Origin of the sequence: Bacillus sp. JJ675 (assembly GCF_036963165.1) — a bacterium.
Classification (GTDB): Bacteria; Bacillota; Bacilli; order Bacillales; family Bacillaceae; genus Bacillus; species Bacillus glycinifermentans.
On record NZ_JBALMR010000043.1, the window covers coordinates 1 to 19,574 of the forward strand.

General features: G+C 45.3%; 26 protein-coding genes, 1 tRNA gene and 1 riboswitch. Of the genes, 8 read left to right on the forward strand and 19 right to left on the reverse strand.

The window, feature by feature from the left end; translation table 11 throughout:
• Nucleotides 1-149 precede the first annotated feature (149 nt).
• The 3 genes from gcvPB to gcvT are packed head-to-tail and all read right to left on the reverse strand — an operon-like array spanning nucleotide 150 to nucleotide 4,075.
• Nucleotides 150-1,610, reverse strand: a complete 1,461-nt coding sequence (gene gcvPB, locus V7126_RS11595) for an aminomethyl-transferring glycine dehydrogenase subunit GcvPB (protein WP_175077037.1) — start codon at nucleotides 1,608-1,610, stop codon at nucleotides 150-152.
• Entirely contained in the window at nucleotides 1,603-2,949 is a 1,347-nt protein-coding gene (gcvPA, locus tag V7126_RS11600; RefSeq protein WP_175077036.1) for an aminomethyl-transferring glycine dehydrogenase subunit GcvPA, read from the reverse strand. The genes gcvPB and gcvPA overlap by 8 nt, the downstream gene beginning before the upstream one ends.
• 31 nt (nucleotides 2,950-2,980) lie before the next feature.
• The gene (gene gcvT, locus V7126_RS11605; RefSeq protein WP_175077035.1) at nucleotides 2,981-4,075 is read right to left on the reverse strand and encodes a glycine cleavage system aminomethyltransferase GcvT; all 1,095 of its coding nucleotides are present in this window, start codon (nucleotides 4,073-4,075) and stop codon (nucleotides 2,981-2,983) included.
• Between the two features lie 232 nt (nucleotides 4,076-4,307).
• Nucleotides 4,308-4,412, reverse strand: a riboswitch (glycine riboswitch).
• Nucleotides 4,413-4,654: 242 nt separating this feature from the next.
• Here gcvT and V7126_RS11610 point away from each other — a divergent pair.
• The 4 genes from V7126_RS11610 (at nucleotide 4,655) to sinR (ending at nucleotide 7,851) form a co-directional block, all read left to right on the forward strand.
• The gene (locus V7126_RS11610) at nucleotides 4,655-6,322 is read left to right on the forward strand and encodes a DEAD/DEAH box helicase (RefSeq protein WP_046129960.1); all 1,668 of its coding nucleotides are present in this window, start codon (nucleotides 4,655-4,657) and stop codon (nucleotides 6,320-6,322) included.
• Between the two features lie 3 nt (nucleotides 6,323-6,325).
• A complete protein-coding gene (locus V7126_RS11615; RefSeq protein WP_046129961.1) occupies nucleotides 6,326-7,120 on the forward strand; it encodes a YqhG family protein in 795 nt (264 codons plus the stop codon).
• A 185-nt stretch (nucleotides 7,121-7,305) separates the two neighbouring features.
• Nucleotides 7,306-7,482 carry an anti-repressor SinI gene (sinI, locus tag V7126_RS11620; RefSeq protein ID WP_046129962.1) on the forward strand — a complete coding sequence of 59 codons (177 nt, stop codon included), beginning with the start codon at nucleotides 7,306-7,308 and terminating at the stop codon, nucleotides 7,480-7,482.
• Between the two features lie 33 nt (nucleotides 7,483-7,515).
• Complete coding sequence (sinR, locus tag V7126_RS11625) at nucleotides 7,516-7,851, forward strand: transcriptional regulator SinR (protein ID WP_096891855.1); 336 nt, start codon at nucleotides 7,516-7,518, stop codon at nucleotides 7,849-7,851.
• Between the two features lie 103 nt (nucleotides 7,852-7,954).
• Here the strand turns inward: sinR and tasA are convergent, their stop codons facing one another.
• The 3 genes from tasA to tapA form a co-directional block, all read right to left on the reverse strand.
• The gene (gene tasA, locus V7126_RS11630; RefSeq protein WP_046129964.1) at nucleotides 7,955-8,749 is read right to left on the reverse strand and encodes a biofilm matrix protein TasA; all 795 of its coding nucleotides are present in this window, start codon (nucleotides 8,747-8,749) and stop codon (nucleotides 7,955-7,957) included.
• Between the two features lie 68 nt (nucleotides 8,750-8,817).
• On the reverse strand, nucleotides 8,818-9,399 hold the full coding sequence (sipW, locus tag V7126_RS11635; RefSeq protein ID WP_175077034.1) for a signal peptidase I SipW: 582 nt from the start codon (nucleotides 9,397-9,399) through the stop codon (nucleotides 8,818-8,820).
• Entirely contained in the window at nucleotides 9,396-10,121 is a 726-nt protein-coding gene (gene tapA / locus V7126_RS11640) for an amyloid fiber anchoring/assembly protein TapA (protein WP_175077033.1), read from the reverse strand. The genes sipW and tapA overlap by 4 nt, the downstream gene beginning before the upstream one ends.
• 262 nt (nucleotides 10,122-10,383) lie before the next feature.
• On the opposite strand from tapA, the gene V7126_RS11645 reads away from it, so the two are divergent.
• A complete protein-coding gene (locus V7126_RS11645) occupies nucleotides 10,384-10,707 on the forward strand; it encodes a DUF3889 domain-containing protein (RefSeq protein WP_175077032.1) in 324 nt (107 codons plus the stop codon).
• Nucleotides 10,708-10,791: 84 nt separating this feature from the next.
• Here the strand turns inward: V7126_RS11645 and V7126_RS11650 are convergent, their stop codons facing one another.
• The 9 genes from V7126_RS11650 to V7126_RS11690 form a co-directional block, all read right to left on the reverse strand.
• Nucleotides 10,792-10,974: a YqzE family protein gene (locus tag V7126_RS11650; RefSeq protein ID WP_335497606.1), complete on the reverse strand. Its 183-nt coding sequence runs from the start codon at nucleotides 10,972-10,974 to the stop codon at nucleotides 10,792-10,794.
• 81 nt (nucleotides 10,975-11,055) lie between these two features.
• On the reverse strand, nucleotides 11,056-11,421 hold the full coding sequence (gene comGG, locus V7126_RS11655) for a competence type IV pilus minor pilin ComGG (RefSeq protein ID WP_046129969.1): 366 nt from the start codon (nucleotides 11,419-11,421) through the stop codon (nucleotides 11,056-11,058).
• Between the two features lie 11 nt (nucleotides 11,422-11,432).
• Nucleotides 11,433-11,918, reverse strand: a complete 486-nt coding sequence (gene comGF / locus V7126_RS11660) for a competence type IV pilus minor pilin ComGF (protein ID WP_236809842.1) — start codon at nucleotides 11,916-11,918, stop codon at nucleotides 11,433-11,435.
• The gene (comGE, locus tag V7126_RS11665) at nucleotides 11,833-12,180 is read right to left on the reverse strand and encodes a competence type IV pilus minor pilin ComGE (protein WP_175077031.1); all 348 of its coding nucleotides are present in this window, start codon (nucleotides 12,178-12,180) and stop codon (nucleotides 11,833-11,835) included. Before comGE ends, comGF begins: the two co-directional genes overlap by 86 nt.
• Nucleotides 12,164-12,607, reverse strand: a complete 444-nt coding sequence (gene comGD / locus V7126_RS11670; protein WP_335497607.1) for a competence type IV pilus minor pilin ComGD — start codon at nucleotides 12,605-12,607, stop codon at nucleotides 12,164-12,166. The genes comGE and comGD overlap by 17 nt, the downstream gene beginning before the upstream one ends.
• On the reverse strand, nucleotides 12,607-12,900 hold the full coding sequence (comGC, locus tag V7126_RS11675) for a competence type IV pilus major pilin ComGC (protein ID WP_046129972.1): 294 nt from the start codon (nucleotides 12,898-12,900) through the stop codon (nucleotides 12,607-12,609). Before comGC ends, comGD begins: the two co-directional genes overlap by 1 nt.
• A 14-nt stretch (nucleotides 12,901-12,914) precedes the next feature.
• Nucleotides 12,915-13,952 carry a competence type IV pilus assembly protein ComGB gene (gene comGB / locus V7126_RS11680; protein ID WP_046129973.1) on the reverse strand — a complete coding sequence of 346 codons (1,038 nt, stop codon included), beginning with the start codon at nucleotides 13,950-13,952 and terminating at the stop codon, nucleotides 12,915-12,917.
• Nucleotides 13,939-15,006: a competence type IV pilus ATPase ComGA gene (comGA, locus tag V7126_RS11685; protein WP_175077029.1), complete on the reverse strand. Its 1,068-nt coding sequence runs from the start codon at nucleotides 15,004-15,006 to the stop codon at nucleotides 13,939-13,941. The genes comGB and comGA overlap by 14 nt, the downstream gene beginning before the upstream one ends.
• Before the next feature lie 156 nt (nucleotides 15,007-15,162).
• Nucleotides 15,163-16,002, reverse strand: a complete 840-nt coding sequence (locus V7126_RS11690) for an STAS domain-containing protein (RefSeq protein WP_175077028.1) — start codon at nucleotides 16,000-16,002, stop codon at nucleotides 15,163-15,165.
• Nucleotides 16,003-16,080: 78 nt separating this feature from the next.
• Between V7126_RS11690 and V7126_RS11695 the strand changes: the two genes are divergently transcribed.
• Nucleotides 16,081-16,152: transfer RNA gene (locus V7126_RS11695), tRNA-Gln, on the forward strand.
• 63 nt (nucleotides 16,153-16,215) lie between these two features.
• Here the strand turns inward: V7126_RS11695 and V7126_RS11700 are convergent.
• Nucleotides 16,216-16,596 carry a Spx/MgsR family RNA polymerase-binding regulatory protein gene (locus tag V7126_RS11700; RefSeq protein WP_046129976.1) on the reverse strand — a complete coding sequence of 127 codons (381 nt, stop codon included), beginning with the start codon at nucleotides 16,594-16,596 and terminating at the stop codon, nucleotides 16,216-16,218.
• A gap of 203 nt (nucleotides 16,597-16,799) precedes the next feature.
• Between V7126_RS11700 and V7126_RS11705 the strand changes: the two genes are divergently transcribed.
• Nucleotides 16,800-17,045 (forward strand): DUF2626 domain-containing protein, encoded by a 246-nt coding sequence (locus V7126_RS11705; protein WP_046129977.1) that lies wholly within the window; start codon nucleotides 16,800-16,802, stop codon nucleotides 17,043-17,045.
• A gap of 48 nt (nucleotides 17,046-17,093) precedes the next feature.
• On the opposite strand, the gene V7126_RS11710 is transcribed toward V7126_RS11705, so the two are convergent.
• On the reverse strand, nucleotides 17,094-17,732 hold the full coding sequence (locus V7126_RS11710; protein WP_046129978.1) for an MBL fold metallo-hydrolase: 639 nt from the start codon (nucleotides 17,730-17,732) through the stop codon (nucleotides 17,094-17,096).
• A gap of 140 nt (nucleotides 17,733-17,872) precedes the next feature.
• Between V7126_RS11710 and V7126_RS11715 the strand changes: the two genes are divergently transcribed.
• Nucleotides 17,873-18,046, forward strand: coding sequence for a DUF2759 domain-containing protein (locus tag V7126_RS11715; RefSeq protein WP_046129979.1), 174 nt, complete (start codon nucleotides 17,873-17,875; stop codon nucleotides 18,044-18,046).
• 70 nt (nucleotides 18,047-18,116) lie between these two features.
• Here the strand turns inward: V7126_RS11715 and V7126_RS11720 are convergent, their stop codons facing one another.
• Together V7126_RS11720 and V7126_RS11725 are read right to left on the reverse strand one after the other, a co-directional pair.
• Nucleotides 18,117-18,431: an MTH1187 family thiamine-binding protein gene (locus V7126_RS11720; RefSeq protein WP_046129980.1), complete on the reverse strand. Its 315-nt coding sequence runs from the start codon at nucleotides 18,429-18,431 to the stop codon at nucleotides 18,117-18,119.
• A gap of 16 nt (nucleotides 18,432-18,447) precedes the next feature.
• Nucleotides 18,448-19,551, reverse strand: a complete 1,104-nt coding sequence (locus V7126_RS11725; protein ID WP_175077026.1) for a hypothetical protein — start codon at nucleotides 19,549-19,551, stop codon at nucleotides 18,448-18,450.
• Nucleotides 19,552-19,574: the final 23 nt, after the last annotated feature.

Here is a 19,574-nt window from a genome sequence, read left to right on the forward strand (position 1 = left end):
CCTGATCACATTCTGATAGAATATTCAATTTTTCTTCTTTTGAAAACCATTTTCCAGCCATGAAAAAACTCCCCCAAGGCAAACAGATTTTTTTATTTCATCTGTCTACCTTTAGGGGAGCATATCAAATCCGCCGGTTTTCTTTATGTTTATCCTCTTTCATAGCGAAGCACAGGCTTGCGCGCCGCTTTTGTTTCATCCATTCGTTTCACAACCGTTGTATGCGGGGCTTCCTGAACAATTTCAGGGGTTTCTTCCGCTTCTTTGGCGATCTGGATCATCTTCTCGATAAACGAATCAAGCGTTTCTTTCGATTCGGTTTCCGTCGGTTCGATCATGATGCATTCTTCCACATTAAGCGGGAAGTAAATGGTCGGCGGATGGAAGCCGAAATCGAGCAGGCGCTTGGCGATGTCGAGCGTCCTGACGCCGAGCTTTTTCTGGCGCCTGCCTGACAGCACAAATTCATGCTTGCAGTGGCGGTCATACGGCAGATCATAATACGGCGCAAGCTTCCTCATCATATAGTTCGCGTTTAAAACGGCGTTTTCCGTAACTTCCTTCAGCCCGTCAGGACCCATCGAACGAATATACGTATAGGCTCTCACATTGATGCCGAAGTTTCCGTAATACGGCTTGACCCTGCCGATCGATTGCGGGCGGTCATAGTCAAACGTGAAGCGGCCGTCTTTTTTGACTAAAACGGGCTTTGGCAAAAACGGGATAAGCTCGGCTTTGACGCCGACAGGACCTGAGCCCGGACCTCCGCCGCCGTGCGGCCCTGTAAAGGTTTTATGAAGGTTTAAATGTACGACGTCAAACCCCATGTCGCCGGGCCTTGCTTTGCTCAGCACCGCATTGAGGTTGGCTCCGTCATAATACAGCTTCCCTCCTGCTTGGTGGACGATTTCGGCCATTTCTAAAATATGCTCTTCAAAAAGACCAAGCGTGTTCGGATTTGTCAACATTAATGCAGCCGTTTCGTCGCTTACGACCCGTTTTAAATCTTCCAGATCGACGAGCCCGTCGGCATTCGACTGAACAGTGACCGTTTCAAAGCCTGCAACGGTCGCAGACGCAGGATTCGTTCCGTGCGCAGAATCCGGGACAATCACCTTCGTTCTTTTATGATCGCCGTTTGCCTCATGGAACGCGCGGATCATCATCAGACCGGTCCACTCTCCGTGTGCCCCGGCCGCCGGCTGAAGCGTAACCTCATCCATGCCTGTAATCTCTTCCAAATGCTTGCTCAGATCGTAAAGCAGCTCTAGCGCCCCCTGCACCGTACGCTCGTCCTGAAGCGGATGAATCGCCGCAAAGCCGGGTATTCTCGCGATTTTCTCATTCAGCTTCGGATTGTATTTCATCGTGCAGGAACCGAGCGGATAAAAGCCTGAATCAACGCCGTGATTTCGCTTTGACAGAGCGGTATAATGCCTCATGATATCGAGCTCAGACACTTCCGGAAGCTCAGCCGGCTCTTTCCTGATGTACGTCTCGTCGAAAAGGTTCGACACATCTGTTTCAGGGACGTCAAGCTCAGGAAGGCTGTAGCCGACCCGGCCTTCTTTCGATATTTCAAAAATAAGCGATTGATCCTGATTATGCATGGCGATCCCCCAATTCCTTGATGAGTGTATCGATTTCTTCTTTTGTCCGGAGCTCGGTAACAGCGATCAGCATGTGGTTTTTTAAATCCGTGTATACCGCACCGAGGTCATATCCGCCGATGATCTCCTTTCCAAGCAGGCGTTCATTCACCGAAGAGACAGGCTCCTTCAGCTTGACGACGAATTCGTTAAACATCGGCCCGTCAAATGCGACTTCAAGGCCTGCCCGTTTGGCGGCTTCTTTTGCATAGGCCGCTTTCTGCACGTTCTGCCAGGCGATATCCTTAACGCCTTTTTTGCCGAGGGCTGTCATTGCAACGGAAGCAGCAAGCGCATTGAGCGCCTGATTTGAGCAAATGTTCGAGGTCGCTTTATCCCGTCTGATATGCTGTTCCCTGGCCTGCAGCGTTAAGACGAAGCCGCGTTTGCCGTTTTCGTCTTCCGTCTGTCCGACAAGGCGCCCCGGAACCTTCCGCATCAACTTTTTCGTCGCGGCGAAATATCCGCAGTGCGGTCCGCCGAACGCAGCCGGTATTCCGAACGGCTGGGCGTCTCCGACGACGATGTCCGCCCCGAACACTCCAGGCGGCGTTAAAATACCGAGCGCCAGCGGATTGGCGGAAACGATGAACATGCTTTTTCCTTTATGTGCGATCGGCTCGATTTTGTCCAGCGGTTCGATCTGTCCGAAAAAGTTCGGATACTGGACGATCACGGCTGCCGTCTCGTCACACACTGCGGCATCAAGCGCTTCGAGGTCTGTCGTCCCTTTACCTGCAGGCACTTCAATGACTTCGATGTACTGCCCTTTCGCATACGTTTTCAGCACCTCGCGCGATTCCGGATGAACCGTTTCAGAGACGACGATTTTTTTCTTTTTCGTATGCCCTGATGCAAGCATCGCAGCTTCCGCCAAGGCGGTCCCTCCGTCATACATCGATGAATTGCTGATGTCCATTCCCGTCAATTCGCAAATCATCGTCTGGAACTCAAAAATCGCCTGAAGCTCCCCTTGCGAAATTTCCGGCTGATACGGGGTATAAGCCGTATAAAATTCAGATCTTGAAATGACATGGTCGACAATGACAGGCTGGTAATGGTCATAGACCCCCGCTCCCAAAAACGAGGCATATGATGCCGTGTCCTTATTTTTTGCCGCGAGCTTAGTCAGCTCTTTCGTAAGCTCCGTCTCTGACTTTGCTTTTTTGATTTGGTATTCGCCTTTAAATCGAACGCTCTCGGGAATATCGGAGAATAAGTCGTCGATCTTTTCGACTCCGATCGCCTCAAGCATCTCTTGTTTATCCTGTTCTGTCGCAGGAAGGTAGCGGTGCTTCATCTTTTCGTCTCCTTTCATGATCGTGGCAAACTTATGACTGCCGTTTATAAAATGGGGTTTTTACAACTTTCGCTTTCAGCCGTTTCTTCCTGATTTCAACCTCGACAATGGTGCCGATTTCGGCTGCTTCTTTTTCCAGCAAGGCAAGGCCGACGTTTTTTTTCAAAGTGGGCGACTGCGTTCCGGTCGTCACTTCGCCGACTCGCTCGCCTTGGTGAAAAACGGCATACCCGTGCCGCGGAATCCCTTTATCGATCATTTCAAGACCGGCGAGCTTTCTGGCAGCCCCGTGTTCTTTTTGCCTTGCCAATACTGACTTTCCGATGAAATCGGCCTCTTTATTCGTTTTCACGGCGAAGCCGATCCCCGCTTCAATCGGCGTTATCTCTTTTGTAAGCTCCTGCCCGTATAACGGCAGTTTTGCTTCAAAGCGGAGCGTGTCCCTTGCGCCGAGTCCGCACGGAATGAGACCGTCATCCTTGCCTGTTTCCAAAAGAAGCTTCCAAATGTATGGTGCATCTTCATTCCTGCAGTAGATTTCAAAGCCGTCCTCTCCGGTATACCCCGTTCTTGACACAAGCGCCCGTACATTTCCTACCGGGGCTTCATCGCGGAATGTAAACGGCTTTAGAGCATTGAGATCAAGATCTGTCACCTGCTTTAAAATCTGTGCTGCTTTCGGTCCCTGAAGGGCGAGCAGAGAGATCTCGCCAGACACGTTTTGAATCTTGACATCCCCTTCGGCGTGCCGATTCAGCCAATCGATATCCTTCGTAATGTTAGCTGCATTAATGACCAGCAAATAGCGGCCGCTTCCCTTTTGATAAACAAGGAGGTCGTCGATCGTCCCGCCGTTTTCATCGCACATCGCCGTATACTGGGCGCCGCCTTCTTTCAATGCGGCGACATCGTTTGTTAAAAGCTTCTGCAAAAACGGAAGGCTGCCGGCTCCCGTGACCTCGACCTCCCCCATGTGGGAGACGTCAAACAATCCGGCTTTCGTCCTCACTGCTTCATGTTCTTCTTTGATCGATGAAAATTGAACAGGCAGCTCCCAGCCGCCGAAATCAATCGTCTTTCCGCCGTATTCCTTATACAGGTCAAATAAAGGCGTTCGTTTAAGCATCCTCTTTCCCCCTTCGTTTTTTATCACCATAAGTTTGCCAATCATCAGAAAACGCGAAAGATTCCAATATTAAAAGCTCTTTATAGACGGCACAAAAAAGGACAGAGAACCCCCTTTGTCAGTTCGGAGGTTCTCTGTCCTGGCACCTGAAAGTTTACTTTGCACGAAAGCAAAGATGTCCCCTTTGGTGGTTTGCTAAACATGATAATGGTGCAAACTCTCTCCAGAGTTGCGTCAAGCAAGAGTTCTTTTGCCTGAGAGATTCGCTTGTTTCAAGAGCTTGCTCCTTCGGCGCCGTCATAAGGCATTCCTTACCGGTCTCTCCCCTTGCCGTCATTCGCTCATATTCGCTTCATTTCTGGACATACTACATAAGGACTTTCGATTTTTTCGCTGATGATCTACAAATATCCTACCATCATCAAAGCGTTTGGGCAACAGGAAAAATCATTAACAATCCATTATTTTTTCTCTAAAATGTTCGTATTTTATCAATCCGATTATCACATCAGCCCGATTTACAAATGGTGATCTTCAGAAGAAAAGAACATTTTGTGTGAGAGGAAAGGCGGCGTTACGATGATACCAGACATTCATTTTGACCATGAGTGGCCGGAACAGTTTGCAAAACACCTTGACCAGGACGGCCCCTGGGCAAACTGGGAGCTTTACCAGCTTTCATGCGAGGTGCAAAAAAGGCTGGCCATACCGACCTTTGAAGGGCTGCAGGCGCCGTATCACCTGCCTGACTTTACTCCGCTTCCCCATCAGCTTGAGGTCGCTCAAAAAGTGGTTGAACAGATGAACGGAAAAGCCATATTGGCCGATGAAGTAGGTCTCGGCAAAACGGTCGAAGCCGGCCTGATTTTAAAAGAATACATGATTCGCGGACTCGCAAAGAAAATTTTGATTCTCGTGCCCGCTTCGCTTGTCTCGCAATGGGTCAAAGAGCTGCGCGAAAAATTTTTGATCCCGGCCGTCGAACAGAAAAAAAGCTACGTATGGGAGCAGTGCGACGTTGTCGTCTCCTCTCTCGATACGGCGAAACGATCGCCGCACCGGGAAACCGTATTATCGATTCAATACGATGTAGTCATTATTGATGAGGCTCACAAACTAAAAAACAGCAAAACCAAAAACTACGAATTCGTCCGCAATTTAAAGAAAAAATATTGCCTGATGCTGACGGCGACGCCGATCCAAAACAAGATCGACGAAATTTTCAACCTCGTCTCCCTGTTAAAACCGGGGCATTTGGGCAATGAAAGCAATTTCAACAAAGATTATTCAAAACAAATCGATTCGAAAGAGGCGCATGAACGATTGAAATCGCTCATCAATAAAGTGATGATCAGAAACAGGCGGCAGGATACCGGCATTACATGGACGAAGCGCCACGTCGAAACGGTGCCGATCTCCTTTTCTCCGACCGAACAGGCTTTATATGACGAGATCACAAGCCTAAAAAAAGATCATCGCCATTCTGCAGGCATGTTTTCGATTATGACATTGGAGCGCGAATGCTGCTCAAGCAGAGAAGCGGTCTACATGACCTTAAAAAACATGCTTGACAAAAAAGACCGCGAAGCGCCCGTCATCGGAGAAGCCGCGATACACCGGCTGATCAACAAGGTCAATGAGGTCACGCAAAACTCAAAGGCGCTTAAAGTCGTTGAGCTGATTGAAGAGCTGGATGACAAAGTCATTATCTTTACGGAGTACAGAGCGACGCAAATTTATCTCCAATGGTTCCTCCAGCAAAACGGAATCAGTTCCGTACCGTTTCGGGGCGGCTTTAAAAGAGGAAAAAAAGACTGGATGAAAGACTTGTTCAGGGGCAAGGTTCAGGTGCTGATCGCCACAGAAGCGGGCGGCGAAGGGATCAACCTGCAATTTTGCAACAAAATCATCAACTATGACCTTCCGTGGAACCCGATGCGTCTTGAGCAAAGAATCGGACGGATTCACCGGCTCGGCCAGGAGCGCGATGTGTATATCTACAATATGGCTACAAAACACACGGTGGAAGAGCATATTTTGAAGCTTCTCTATGAAAAAATCCATTTATTCGAAAAAGTCGTCGGCGACCTGGATGATATTTTAACAAAAATAGAGGTCGGCAATTTTGAAGAGCATCTGCACGACATTCTCTTTTATTCGTCATCAGATGAGGAAATGAAAATTAAAATGGAAAATCTGGCATCGTTCATCTCCTACGGACATGATCATAAACAGATCGGAGGCTAATACATGAGACAGGAGGAAATTCAAAGGTTTTTGGAACGTTTTTTCACCGCAAACGGGTGCGACATCACCGACAAAAGCCCCGGCCACTTAACGGTGCAGCTGACGGCTGAAGTCGATAAGCAAATCATGAACAGGCCATTTTATTGGCACTGGCTTGAAAAGACGGGCGGGGTGCCCAACCCGATGAAAATTACGCTGATCACAAATGAAGAAGCAGCGCCCGCAGATATTGACGGCGAATTCATTCACTTCGGGTCGCCGCGGCTGTTTCAAATATTTCAGGCGGTCAAAAAGAACGGAAAATTTATCCGCCTCTATGAAAAAATCAGCTCCGCGGAGGGACATATTCCGCTTGAGCCGTGGCTCGGTTTGAATGTAACGATTTCCTACCAGTCCGACATGAAAAAAGACAAGCTTTTGTCCCTCGGCCTCCATTTAATCAGCGGGCAGCTAACAGAAAACTTTCAGGAACGAATGGAAGCCAGGTCGCTTTCTTCGCACATTTCCGACTACTGCTATACAGTATCGCCCTTAATCAAACCGGAAAGCGCCATCAAACGGCTCGAGCGCTATATCGAACAAGCGGCCAGAACAGAACCCCTCGACTGGGCCGAAGCTTCTCTTAAAAGATGGAACAACGACCTTTCTCTTCTGAATCAATTTTACGAAGAGACGGAAGAAAAGCCCGAAGAATACGAAATTGAAAAAAAAGCCCTTCAAGCGCTTTACGAACCGAAAATCGAAATTAAAATTGAAAACGGCGGATTGTTTTATTTACAGAAAAAAATTTCAGGATAAATTTTCCGATTCGACACCGTTCTTCTTTTTATTCAGATCCCTCCCATTATAATGAATGTGGGGAGAATAACTTTTGGAACACAAATTGGAAAATCTCGGAAAAGTGTCGAGACCAGAGATCGATCTTTGTTTATCACAACACGTTTAACTGAAATACATAATGAAGTATTTTGGGGGGAAATGCCATGAATAAAGTGGAACATGAGAAAGAAGAATTGGACAAGGAGTGGGAAGAGCTGATCAAAAGTGCTCTCAATGAAGGCATTAGTCCGGAAGAAATAAGAATATTTCTCAATTTAGGAAATAAGACTTCCGAAGCTTCCACACCAATTGAAAGAAGTCATTCAATAAATCCCTTCTGAATGTGCTATAATATCGAAAGGAAGGTGATGACATTGATTGGCCAGCGTATTAAACAATATCGAAAAGAAAAAGGCTACTCACTATCTGAACTAGCTGAAAAGGCTGGGGTAGCGAAGTCTTATTTAAGTTCAATAGAAAGAAATTTGCAAACAAACCCCTCCATTCAATTTCTAGAAAAAGTCTCCGCTGTTCTGGACGTCTCGGTTCATACCCTGCTTGATGAAAAAGATGAAACCGAATACGATGGTCAATTAGATAGTGAATGGGAAAATCTAGTTCGTGACGCGATGGCATCAGGGGTTTCTAAAAAACAATTTCGAGAATTTTTAGATTACCAAAAATGGAAGAAGAGTCAGGAAAAGGAGTAAGTGCCGCATATCTTACTCCCTTTGGCATTGTAAAAATAAAACGGCGCCGATCAAGTATACATAAAAAAACGGATCATACCAGATCCGTTTTTTCATCATTCGTTTATTTATCTTCACTGTGCGCTCTTTCGTTCTCTTTTACATAACCTTTTTCATCGGCATGTTTATTTCCGTCGATGGTCAGGCCGTTCCATTGAGTAGCTTCAAACGAGAAATCGAGCTGTACAGAATCTCCTTGATATTTGTTCTGCACCATGTTGCCGTTGCTGTCTGTTGTTGTGTCATTGACAAATTCAATGACCATTTCGACTTTGTCAAAATCGTACGGATCTTTTGGAATTCCGTCGTACTCAGGCGCAGTCTTTCCGTTGATTGTCGCTACATTGATTTTGCCGTTGTCATGCAGGAAGCCAGGCTCGATCAGCTTTTTGACTTTGTCCATTGATGCTTTATCTTTTTTCACAGACATATTGTACAAGTCATAGAGGTTTGCGGAATCCAGGATGATGTTTTTAGGATAGCCGTTTCCGCCTTCAACGCCGACCGTCAGTACGCTCACTTTAAACTGTTTCAGGAAATCCTCGGCAGAGTTTTTCCCGCCGTTTTTCGCGTTTCCGTCAACGAAATTGCTGAAGCCCATTTGCATTAACACTTCTTTAATAGCCAATGATCCGTCATTTTTAAAGGTAAATTCTTTTTTGAATTTATCACCCGGTTTTAAGTTTGACAGGCTCACTCTTGCAGACGTTTCTTTTGCATTTAAGTCAAGCGTTCCTGCTGCATAAGTAGCATGAGTCGATTCGATATCGTTAAACGCAGCCCAAGTTCCTCCTCCTACTAATGCCAGTCCAAGAGCAGCGGATGCAACTCCCAATCCGATTTTTTTCTTTGTACCCATGATAACTCCTCCTTTTATAATAAGAAAATCTATATATGGAGACCTGAATAACAGGTGACCAACGAAAGTTACATTGAAACCCGGTCTTTGCCGGCAGTTTCGATCGCTTTTGCTTTTTGCTCAATCTCACGCAATGCCGCCGAAACAGTGATCACCGCATAAAGGATTAGCAATAGGCCCGGTACGATCAATAAGATGGCCGTGCCGATCGGTTTGCCGGCAAAGTCCAACAGATATCCGGCATAAGGAACCGTAATTCCGGAATATTTGGCGACAACATTTTCCGAAAGAACTGGATCGGAATCAGGATTTTGGTTGTTGTCCCCTTTTGTCTGAAACATGAGATTTGATTTATTTTTTGTTATACCGATAATTCGGTGAGTAACCATTGTGTTCTGGTCTTGCATGAATGTAATAATGTCGCCCTTTTTCAATGCCTCGGGATTGTCAACCTTTTGAACGGCGATAATCGACCCCGTTTTAAATTCCGGCTCCATCGAACCCGATAAAACCGTCTTCAATTGATATCCGAAGAGCTGGGGCTCCCCGCCGGACGATTTTGTCGAAATCACGACGATAACCGTCCCAATGATCAGCGTGAAAATAATCACATATAAGATATTGCTGACCCATTTCATGATTTTTTTCATGACTCATCCCCGCTTTCTAATGAATGTTTCTCTTTATTTTTTTCCTCACGAACAGATTGGCTGGCATCTGTATCTTTTGTTTGTTCTTTCCGCTCCACCTTGTTCGTTTTTTCTGACTCAGACTTACGATGAGACTCGGCCTTTTTTGGAGGCTTCGGCGTTTTTTCCTTGCAGTCGTTCAGCTTCATCGCCTTTGACCAAATAAACGGCTTTCCCCGTTTGTGATCGGGATGCCCTTCAGGTTTGATCAATTTAAAAACGTAAGTTCCTCCCTTTGTCGCGCGATTTGACTCTATCCTGTATACACGGCTTTTTGTTTCTTTGCCAATCGTACCTTTATCGATGACAGTCCCGTCTTTCGACTTTGAAGAACCATCGATTTTGTGCAGCTCCCATTTCCATTCAGAAGAAGTAATGTGTTTGCCGCTGTTTTTAAATTCAGCAAATAAAACCAACGGCGCACAAGTGTTTCCTTTTGTTTTTGTCTGTTTATGAAGCTTTAAATCGCTTCCGTCCCACACCTTATCATCTATGTCCTTAAATTTTGCAGACGCTTTCATCGTCAAGCTGTATGTTTCCACATCATGAAATGATGCGTTCGTATAATGATTCAGCTGACTCCCCAATCCAATCAAAAGGTAAATGATCAAAATTATTTGAAAACCGATGACTGCCTTTTTGCTTCTTTTTCGGCATCTCCTAGTTCGAGATAATCGAATCATGACTACCCTCCTAGCAGCTTTTTGTTCGTTTTAAAGAACCTTACAGTTAGAGTATAAAGAACAAACCATTGAATTGAAAACTGCCGAAATGGTCGATTTAGTTCGTTTTACAGAACATTATCGTTTAAATCCTCAAAAAATCTCTCAAATTCTCATCTTTTTGAAAAATATGAAGTTCTTTATAAAATACACATGTTATTCTTATTTTTCCGTATAAACCAAATGAACGAGGAAAAAAATAGGGGAGAAAGGATGATGACCCATGCTGAAAAAAATCATCGTGTCATGCTTTTTTTTACTGCCAATAATCGCCGGACCGCTTGATATACATGCGGCAGAGCAAACAACAGCCGGCATGACAAAATGGGAAGAAAAAGCTGTCCAGGCAGCGAAAAAAAGATACCCTGCAGCTGAAGTCCGGCTCACTCAAAAAGTATGGGACCGAAAACGAACCGATGAAGCAGTAAAGCAATATCATGTAACATTAAGCGAAGGAAATCGAAAATTTGGCGTATTTGTCACCATTTCATATGAGCCCTCAACCCATAAAATAAATAAAGTGGTAGTCGTCGAAGAATATAAATAAGCCGCTTTCTGTTGAAAAGCGGCTTCATTTTCGGTATGCCCGGACCATGTCCGTACCTGGGCGGAATAACGGCCCTTTGCTTCGCTATTTATGACGTTTAAAAAACATCATACAGCCGAGCGGGATAATGCCGAACCACCGAAAAATGCGGGACGGCGGTTTGCTTTCCCTGCGTCTTTCTTTCATTTCTTTTCTTTCTTGTTTCGGCGTGTCCATATATTTGACAAGCTGTTCTGTCATATATTTCACATAATCGTTCGTTTTCATCAAATCACCTCATGAGAGAGTCCTCTTATGATGAAGTGTTGTCAGCCCCTCTCTTTTTTATACACCAAACCGTTTTGATCGCTAATGCTCTTTCCAGTGACTGATGGTCTTTTTCCTTAGATGGAATTGAAAATCAGCAGTCTTTTCAGAATCAGCTGCCGTCTTCACTTTTAGCCTGACACGCTTCGTTTCCTTGCCGGCTGAAGCAATGGCATACATCACAGAGCCATACGCTTTGTTCTCCTCTCCAGCTTCTTCGTCTTGCATGTGCCTGATGGAGTGAAGGATTCCATTTTGCAGAAGATTTTGCTGAATGTAAAAATCTTTCGTCTGTTTGATAAAAGCATGCTTCGTCATAAAAGCCGCTGTCGAATGGGCGGCGCAAAGCATGCAGATCATCGCCAAAAAAACCGCTGCAGGGTAAATAAAGCCTCTGGAATTATTCACATGAATCACCTTCATAAAGAATGATAGATCGGAAATGCCGCACGGTATTGAGTACCGTTAAGACTGATTGCTTCAATGATGACTTGGTGATCTTGAAGCCGGAATGCGATGCGTTTGACATGCTGCAGCATCGGCACATGGCCTTTAGAATTCACTCGTTTTCGAATGAGCGCCTGATACGGTTCATAACGAACGGCATCACCTGAGGAATTCGTCATTTCAAGCGCCTGTCCGTTGTCTGCCACTTTAACGGCAACGGCTTCTTTGCATTCTTTCTGCATTTGTTCAGCTGTGATCGTCCATTCTTCCGGGCGAATTTCATTTTTTTTGACACCCGGGGATAAAAACAGCTGAAAAATCGTGGCAGCCGTTCCGGCGATAAACATGTAGACCGTTAATGACAGCAAAACATTAAGAAGGGTAAAGCCCTTTTGTTTTGAGAATCGCAAGGCAATACTGACGGTCATGCCTGTTTTCAACAGAGATGCAGACTTCATATTCTTCTCCTTTTTCCTCCCATTCAATCAAATATGCGGCTCCCTGATAAAACACGGTTTCAGCGGGCTTGTAGCGACCGGTCAGCATGTAGCCGCTGATCTTCTCATCTAATATGCGGTACCCGGCTTCTTCTTTTTTTGCCATCTCGGCTTTTAATTCAAGCTGATGGTACACGGGAATCATTAGAGCCGCTATCATCACCCATATACTGAATGCAGAAACAGTTTCGATTGTCATAAAGCCTCTATTTTTTTTGAACATTGATCTTACCGCTTCCTAAATAAATCGTCAGTTCAAAGGAGGCCCGGTTTGCTTCAATCAACATCTTTCCTCCTTGACTCGGAGCCCCGTTTGGGCTGTATGTGAAATGTTGTCTGAGCGTCGACTTTTTGATGGCAATTTTGTGATCATATTCCCTGATAAGATAAGGAGTCAAGCTCTCATCCGCAGGCTTGATGGTGTATTCACAATGATCAGCATCAAACAGCACGTTTATTTTTTTGTTTTGAGCGAGCGCTGCCTGCTGAGCATAAAGCAAATCGCCTTCAAGCTGTTCGGCAAAATGCTTGACGATCCTTGCGTCATATGCGGAAGGCAGTCTGTCAAACAAAAGAATCAGCATGATCGAGCTGAACAATAGCACGGTTAAACTTTCTAGAAGGGTAAACCCTGTTTGGTCCCTTCCCATTATTGTGTTTGTGCCTTGCCATTTGAAATCACGATCGATTTTCCATTAGGACACGCCAAATTTTTCTTGATATATCCCTCTGATTCAAGCTCTCCAAGACTTGGCGTTTTCCCGTCGTGATCCATCTGATACGCGGTAATTTGGGCCTGAACCATATTGATCAATCCCTCACAGCCTTTCTTTTGAATGTTTTGATTATGCTTCGTCACATTCGGGATCGTAATTAAGAGCAGAATTGAGATGACAAGCATAACGACCAGCATTTCTATCAGCGTAAATCCCTTTTCATTCAAATGGATGTCCTCCTTTATAACTGATTCATCATTTGATACATTGGCAAAAGCATCGACAGATAGAGGATTAAAATCATGGCTGCGGTAAATCCGTAAATCAGAGGCTGAAGCATGCTTGTCCACTTTTCCGCTTTCTTTTCAAGCCGGTCGATCAAAAATTGGCTGTATGAATATAGCTCCCTGTGGAGATGACCGTTCAATTGACCGTGAGCCACCGCTTTGGAGAGATCCTTTTCATAAAACGGATGCCTGTCCAGCATCTGTTCCAGCGCTTCCCCCTGTTTCAGCCTTTCGATCATGCGCTTTGCTTCCTTGTGAAAAAACGGCAAAAAAGGCTGGCTCTCAAACGCTTTTAAGCTGTCATATACAGACAATCCCGATGTTAAAAGATTGCTTAGCTGAAGCGATAAAAAATAGCTGTTGAATAATTTGAGGATTCTGCCTGCCAGCGGGATTTTAACGAGGAGGGCCATTTTTTCTTCCGGGGCTTTTTTTCGGAAAATCGAAACATAATACGTTAACAAAACCACAGCAATGATGAGAATGCACATAAAAAACAGCGGGAGGCTGTCAAAAAATAAAAAGATGAAGGAGGTCAGAAAAGATGTTTCGATATTCATGGAGTCATAGATCGCGGAAAACTGCGGAATAATCGCCGATTTCATAATATAGGCGATGAGACAGACCGTTGCAACCAGGAATGACGGATATTTTGCAGCCTTCTTCAATTTTTCGGACTGGTCGACTTTGCGGCTGAGCAATTCGCCGCTTTGCTTGAAAGCGAATGGCAAATTTCCGTGCTGCTCGGCAAAATAAACAATGCTGACGGCGTCCCTATGAAACGAAATCATATTCAAAACCTGAAAAACGGGATAACCTTCTGCCAGCTTTTTTCTTCCGAATGAAATGTCCGCTTTTTGCTTATTGTCGAATTGCAGCTCAAGCATATTCAAAGCGTCGAGAAGCGTATACCCGTTCATCATCATTTCGCCGAGCTTCTCAAACAGCTCCGCCTGCTTCCGAAGGGGCCATCTTATGTTATTCAGTCTCATGATGCACCCATCTGTTATAAGTTTCCTTCGGGAGATAGCCGAGCGCTATCCCTTTTCGAATCAATTTTCTCAGCGTTTCAAAACGGCTGTTCACGTATGCGCCTTTTGCCTCTTTTATGCACAGGTTCAGACTCTTCCCGTACAAAAGCTCAAAAACGCTCACTCTTCTTCCGTTCCCCGACATCCTGCAATACAAAGAACACCGCTCCCCGCAAAACGGACAAACAAGGTTGACGAGACGCTGTGCGCTTATAGCGACAAGCGTCTGCTCAATTTCGGTCATATGAATGCCAAACTCAAGCAGCCGGTATATAGCTCCTTTTGCGTTTTTCGCATGCATGCTAGATAATACAAGATGTCCCGTCAGCGCAGCTCTGACGGCGGTTTTGGCTGTTTCGGCATCGCGGATTTCTCCGAGGATGATCATGTCGGGATCATGACGGAGAACAGCCTTTAAACCTGCTGAATACGTCATGCCCGCTTTTTCATTCACCTGTACTTGAAGAACATGCTCGCTTCTGGATTCAACCGGGTCCTCCAGCGTGATAATATTGCGGTTGAAATGCTGTTTGGCATACTCGATCAGCGAGTACAGGGTCGTCGTTTTTCCCGAACCGGTTGGACCTGTGAAGATCAGCAGACCGTGGGAATGTTTCAGAAAAGACAGCAGCTTTGCCGTTGCGTTTGGAAACAAAGACAGGCTTCTGAGCGGCGGGGCGCTTGCCTGCGGCAATACGCGAATAACCAGGCTTTCGTCGTATATGGTAGGCAAAGTCGACATTCTCAAGTGAACGGGCTGATTGTTCACTTTAATGGTTAAAGCACCGCTTTGCGGCTGCCTTCGCTCCCCGATATCCATTGAAGAAAGAAATTTAAAGTGAGAAATGAGCCTTGAGCACTCCATTCTCGTCAGTCTGCCCTTTTGAAATAGTTCATCATCAATTCTAAAGCGGATAACCGCCTCTTTTTCCCCCGGAACGATATGAATATCAGAAGCTCTCATCGCACACGCCTCTTCGATCAATTTCCCGCTTAATGATTCAATCGCGTACACAATCGTTACGCCTCCTTTCTAATCGCAGTTTAAGCGAAAAGCATCGGAAGCTTCAAATCCGCAAAAAACGGAAATATGCCGTTATCGTGGGACAAAAAAAGATTATGAAACACGAAAATTGCTTTTTCCGGCTCATATTTTTTACAATACTGCTCTTCAAACCGTGTTTTTATATGTGCCATCGCCTTCTTCCAGGATGCGGAACCCTTTCTTCGAAAGAGCTTTTGCGAGATTCTGCTCTGTTTTGACATTGGAAAAATCGATGCCCCGTTTGACCACCGTCTGGGCCATTTCGGGACGAATGCCGGAGATCGTCGCTTCAATTCCTAAGAGCTTCGTTGTGTCAAGTATTCTGAACAACTGATAAACAACCATTGTATCGATGATCGGAACCCCGGAAATATCGATAAATAAATGCGATAAACGGAGCCCTGCGCATCGCTCAAGAGCGGATTCCAAAATCCCCTTCGCTCTATGTGTATCGATTTCTCCTATGATCGGCAAAACGCCTATATGGCTTGATATCGGGATCACCGGGGCGCTTAATTCATGAATCATTTCATTTTGGGTCTTTAATTGGCTCATCGTCAACAGATCATATTCCGTCATGAATTGCCCGATGATTTCATCCATTATCAAATTGAGCCGTCTGCTCCATTCCAACACGTCGCACTTGGAACTTTCGGGTGCTTCTTCATGAGAAAACATCCCGATTTCATCAATAATAATTCTCCGGAACACGTTGATTCCGTTTATGCTTTCATAGATGGGAACTTGGCTCGCTGCCCTGTCCCGCGCCATTTCTCTCGCACAATCCAGCGCTTCCTCCCATTCTTTTTCCGGCTGATGCGCTGTCAATAGGTGGGCAACCGCCCGGATATACGGCTTTGCCTTATCGGGCGACGAGATGCCGGACGTTTTGGATAACCATTGATTCGTTATTTTGTCCGATCGTTTGATTAAATAATGATACAGGGCAGAATGTTTGTTTTTCATAACTATCCTCCTTATCAAAAACGGAAATGCTTATGTATAAAACAAGCGATTTTGCCAACACTAATTTTGTAGCGGCATTGGGCTATAGCCAAGCGGTAAGGCAACGGACTTTGACTCCGTGATGCGCTGGTTCGAATCCAGCTAGCCCAGTTTCCAAGCGTAAAAACCGAAGATTGCTGAAAATGAAGTTTTTTCAGCATATCTTCGGTTTTTTCACGAAACAGAGCGTTGCAAAGCGCTTCTCTTTAATAGCTTTAATAGCTCGCCGGGGTTATATCCGACAACAAGCTTTTCACCGTTGACGATGATCGGGCGCCTCAAGAGCTTCGGCTTTTCAATGAGCAAGTCTACTACTTCGCTCACCGTCAGCTCCTCGATATTCAAATTGAGCTCTTTGAATGCTTGGCTCCTCGTCGCCAATATTTCATCGAATCCTTCCGTTGTCAAAGACAGAATGTGTTTTAATTCCTCTTGATTCGGCGTCTCCCTGAACAGATGGCGTTCCTTAAAATCGATCTGATTCGCTTTCAGCCAATGCTTTGTTTTCCTGCATGACGTGCAGCTCGGGTAAGAATAAAAGATCAGCTCTTCCATGGTTGGTTTCCTCCTCTGTATTGTTCTGTCCTGTCTTTGTTATGATTAGTACCCGGAATCTTGTTTCATTAAACACGTGCAAAAAACATTCCGTTATCACAAAATTGTAAAAAATGAATTGATTTTCCCAAAATGAAAATGTTTACATTCCAAGAGCGATTGATCTATAATAGAAACAAAGGGGCTTTCTGGGAGGGATATCAATGAATCGCATGTTCCGCGTGTTAGGTTTCTGGACAGGTATTTTTGCGGTCATGTTTTATTTAGGAGATATGAAAGATGCGTCATTGCTGTTTTTCGGCCAAACTGTTTTCTTCGTGTTCTTATCGTATCTTAACTTGACAGAACGGATGTACATTTATATTTTCGGCGCATACTTGACGGTCTTTTTTGCCGCGTTTACATACTATTCCGTGTTTATTATGGTCCCCGGGCAAGGAGGCCATTAAGGCACGAAAAAAGAGACGATCCGCCTGGATTTCGTCTCTTTTTTCATTTTATAATGTGAAGCCGTTGATGAACGGATTTTGTTCCTGTTCCGTCAGCAAATCCGTCTCAGGGCCGTGTCCGCTCAATACGAGCGTATCTTCAGGAAGAGTAAGCAGCTTTTTGTGAATGCTGTCCATTAGAACATCGTGGCTTCCGCCCGGGAGATCTGTGCGGCCGATGCTCCCTTTAAACAGAACATCGCCTGAAATGATCAGGTTTTCCTCTTCTGCATAATAAGAGACGCTTCCGGGCGAGTGGCCTGGCGTAAAAAGAACCTGAAGCTTGAACGGACCGATTTTCAGCTCGTGCTCTTTGTCGATCAGCCGGTCGGCTTTCTCTGCTGTAACAGCCTGACCAGTTAACAGAGACGACCCGTTTAATGAAGGATCTGTCAGCCATTCCGCTTCATTTTTATGGACATAGACGGGAATATCCCACTCTTTTCTCACCTTGTCAACAGCTCCGATATGGTCAAAATGGGCATGCGTCAATAGAACGGCGAGCGGTCTAAGATGATGTTCTTTTATATAAGCATTCAGTTTACCGGCTTCACCGCCGGGATCAAATATTAAGCAGGCGCCGTCATCATTTGCTAAAATATACGCATTTGTTTGAATCGGCCCTAACGGCATTCTTCTCCATTTCATCCTTTTCACCTCAGTCTCATTATGAACGTTTTGTGAGAAACTTTCAATGAACCATGTTCCACTCGACAAAGCTAATGAAAACGGTTAAAATAAAATTGGAAATAAACTGCAGGGGATCCAAACGAAGGGGGTTAATATTGATGTTGCTCGTGATCATTTTCGGCCTTGTCACGATATTATCTGCTGTTGGGGCACTTCGTTCGCTTAAACAAATCAACGTTCTCGGGATATTGTTCGGAGGAGCGGCTTTTTTTGTCTTCGGCTGGTTTACGGTAATGACAATTATAAACAGCGGGTATCCGACGGCTCACTAAAGACCGCCTCTGCCGCTGAATGGACAGCCTTGTTCCGTTATGAAACGGAACAAGGCTTTTAAGCTTGGGCTTATTTGTTTAAATGTTTTTGAACGCTTGACAGTTTGCCTTCCATTGTCGTTTTCTTATCGCGCCTGTCATCGATTCTGATGTTTGTGGCCACCCTGTGTATCCCTTTTTGAAAAGGGGCTTCATGGATGGTTTGAATGACGTGAAATAAATCGCTTAGCTCCCCTTCAATCAAGGTATTCATCGGCGTCAGCTGATATTTGATTCTTCCTTCCTTTTGAAACCCTTCTAAAATCGTTTGAATCTCCGCTACATAACTGCTCACACTCGGGGTTTCCGTTCCGATCGGGATGATGGTTACGTCTGCTATTGCCATCGCAACATGCTCCTTTCTATTCTTTGACTACAAGTGGTTCTATTGTTTTCGAACCGAGTGAAATGATCTCATCGTGCGCATAGCCGTACAATAGATATTGACCGTCTGGAGACACGGTGATCGGAAGCATTTCCACACTCTTCTGAATCACGCGCCGCTCCCCCGTCTTAAGGCTGATGGCGATCAGATCGCACAGGGAGCTCGATGCACCCGGCTGATACGTGTAAAACCATTCGTTTTTCTGATCATAGCCGTATTCCATAGGCGACTGTCCTGTATCATCGGAAAACAGCGGGAGCGTGACAGACAGCCGTTTTTCCGATGACTTCACATCAGAAAATATGTAGGTCCCGTACCCGTTTTTACCCGATGATGTCACGACCAGCCTGACATTGTCAAACACGTCGGAAAGCAGCGCATCATCGGCAAGCTTCGTTTGCCTTCCCGCCGGTATGTCATAGGAATACACAGGGGCCGGCTTTTCCCGGTCCCTGTTATCCCACTTTACATAATCGAATGAATCGGGCGATGTCCAATGAACAAAGGCAGCCTGGGCAATGTTTTGCTCCGTTGTCTGTTCTTTTGCATTGATCAAATATGAATGATAGTTCCAATCTTTCGTGAATGCCGTCACATATAGAAGATAAGGATCAAACTCATTCCAGTCAACCTGCAGTTCGTTCGTGTTAAAACCTTTTGTAAACAGCTTTTCGCCCCGCACATTCATCAGCGTCAATTTGAACTCGGAGCCGTCTCCGGCGGTTTGGATGAGGATCATGTCTTTTTTACGGTTCAGTTCAGCTGTGATCAGCCGTTCATCGGTTTTGTATATCGTTTTCTTGGTCCCTGTAAATATATCATATGACTTTACTTCACTTCCCGCAACCGGGTCAGTTGCGGTATATAATATCGTTTCATTATCAAGCCACCCTGCCGCCGCATCAAAATACCGGTCCTTCACCGGTATTATCTTTTCTTCTTTTGCATCGCTATGATTCTTTCCAGCAGAATCCGCATTGTAGGAGCCCTTTGAACCGCCTGATTGCGAAGGTGTGCAGGCGGCTGTTAAAACGGTAAACACAGCGGCAATGATCCATAATGAAACTCTCAAACCGGCCATTCTCCCTCCGTAAATGTTTCGCT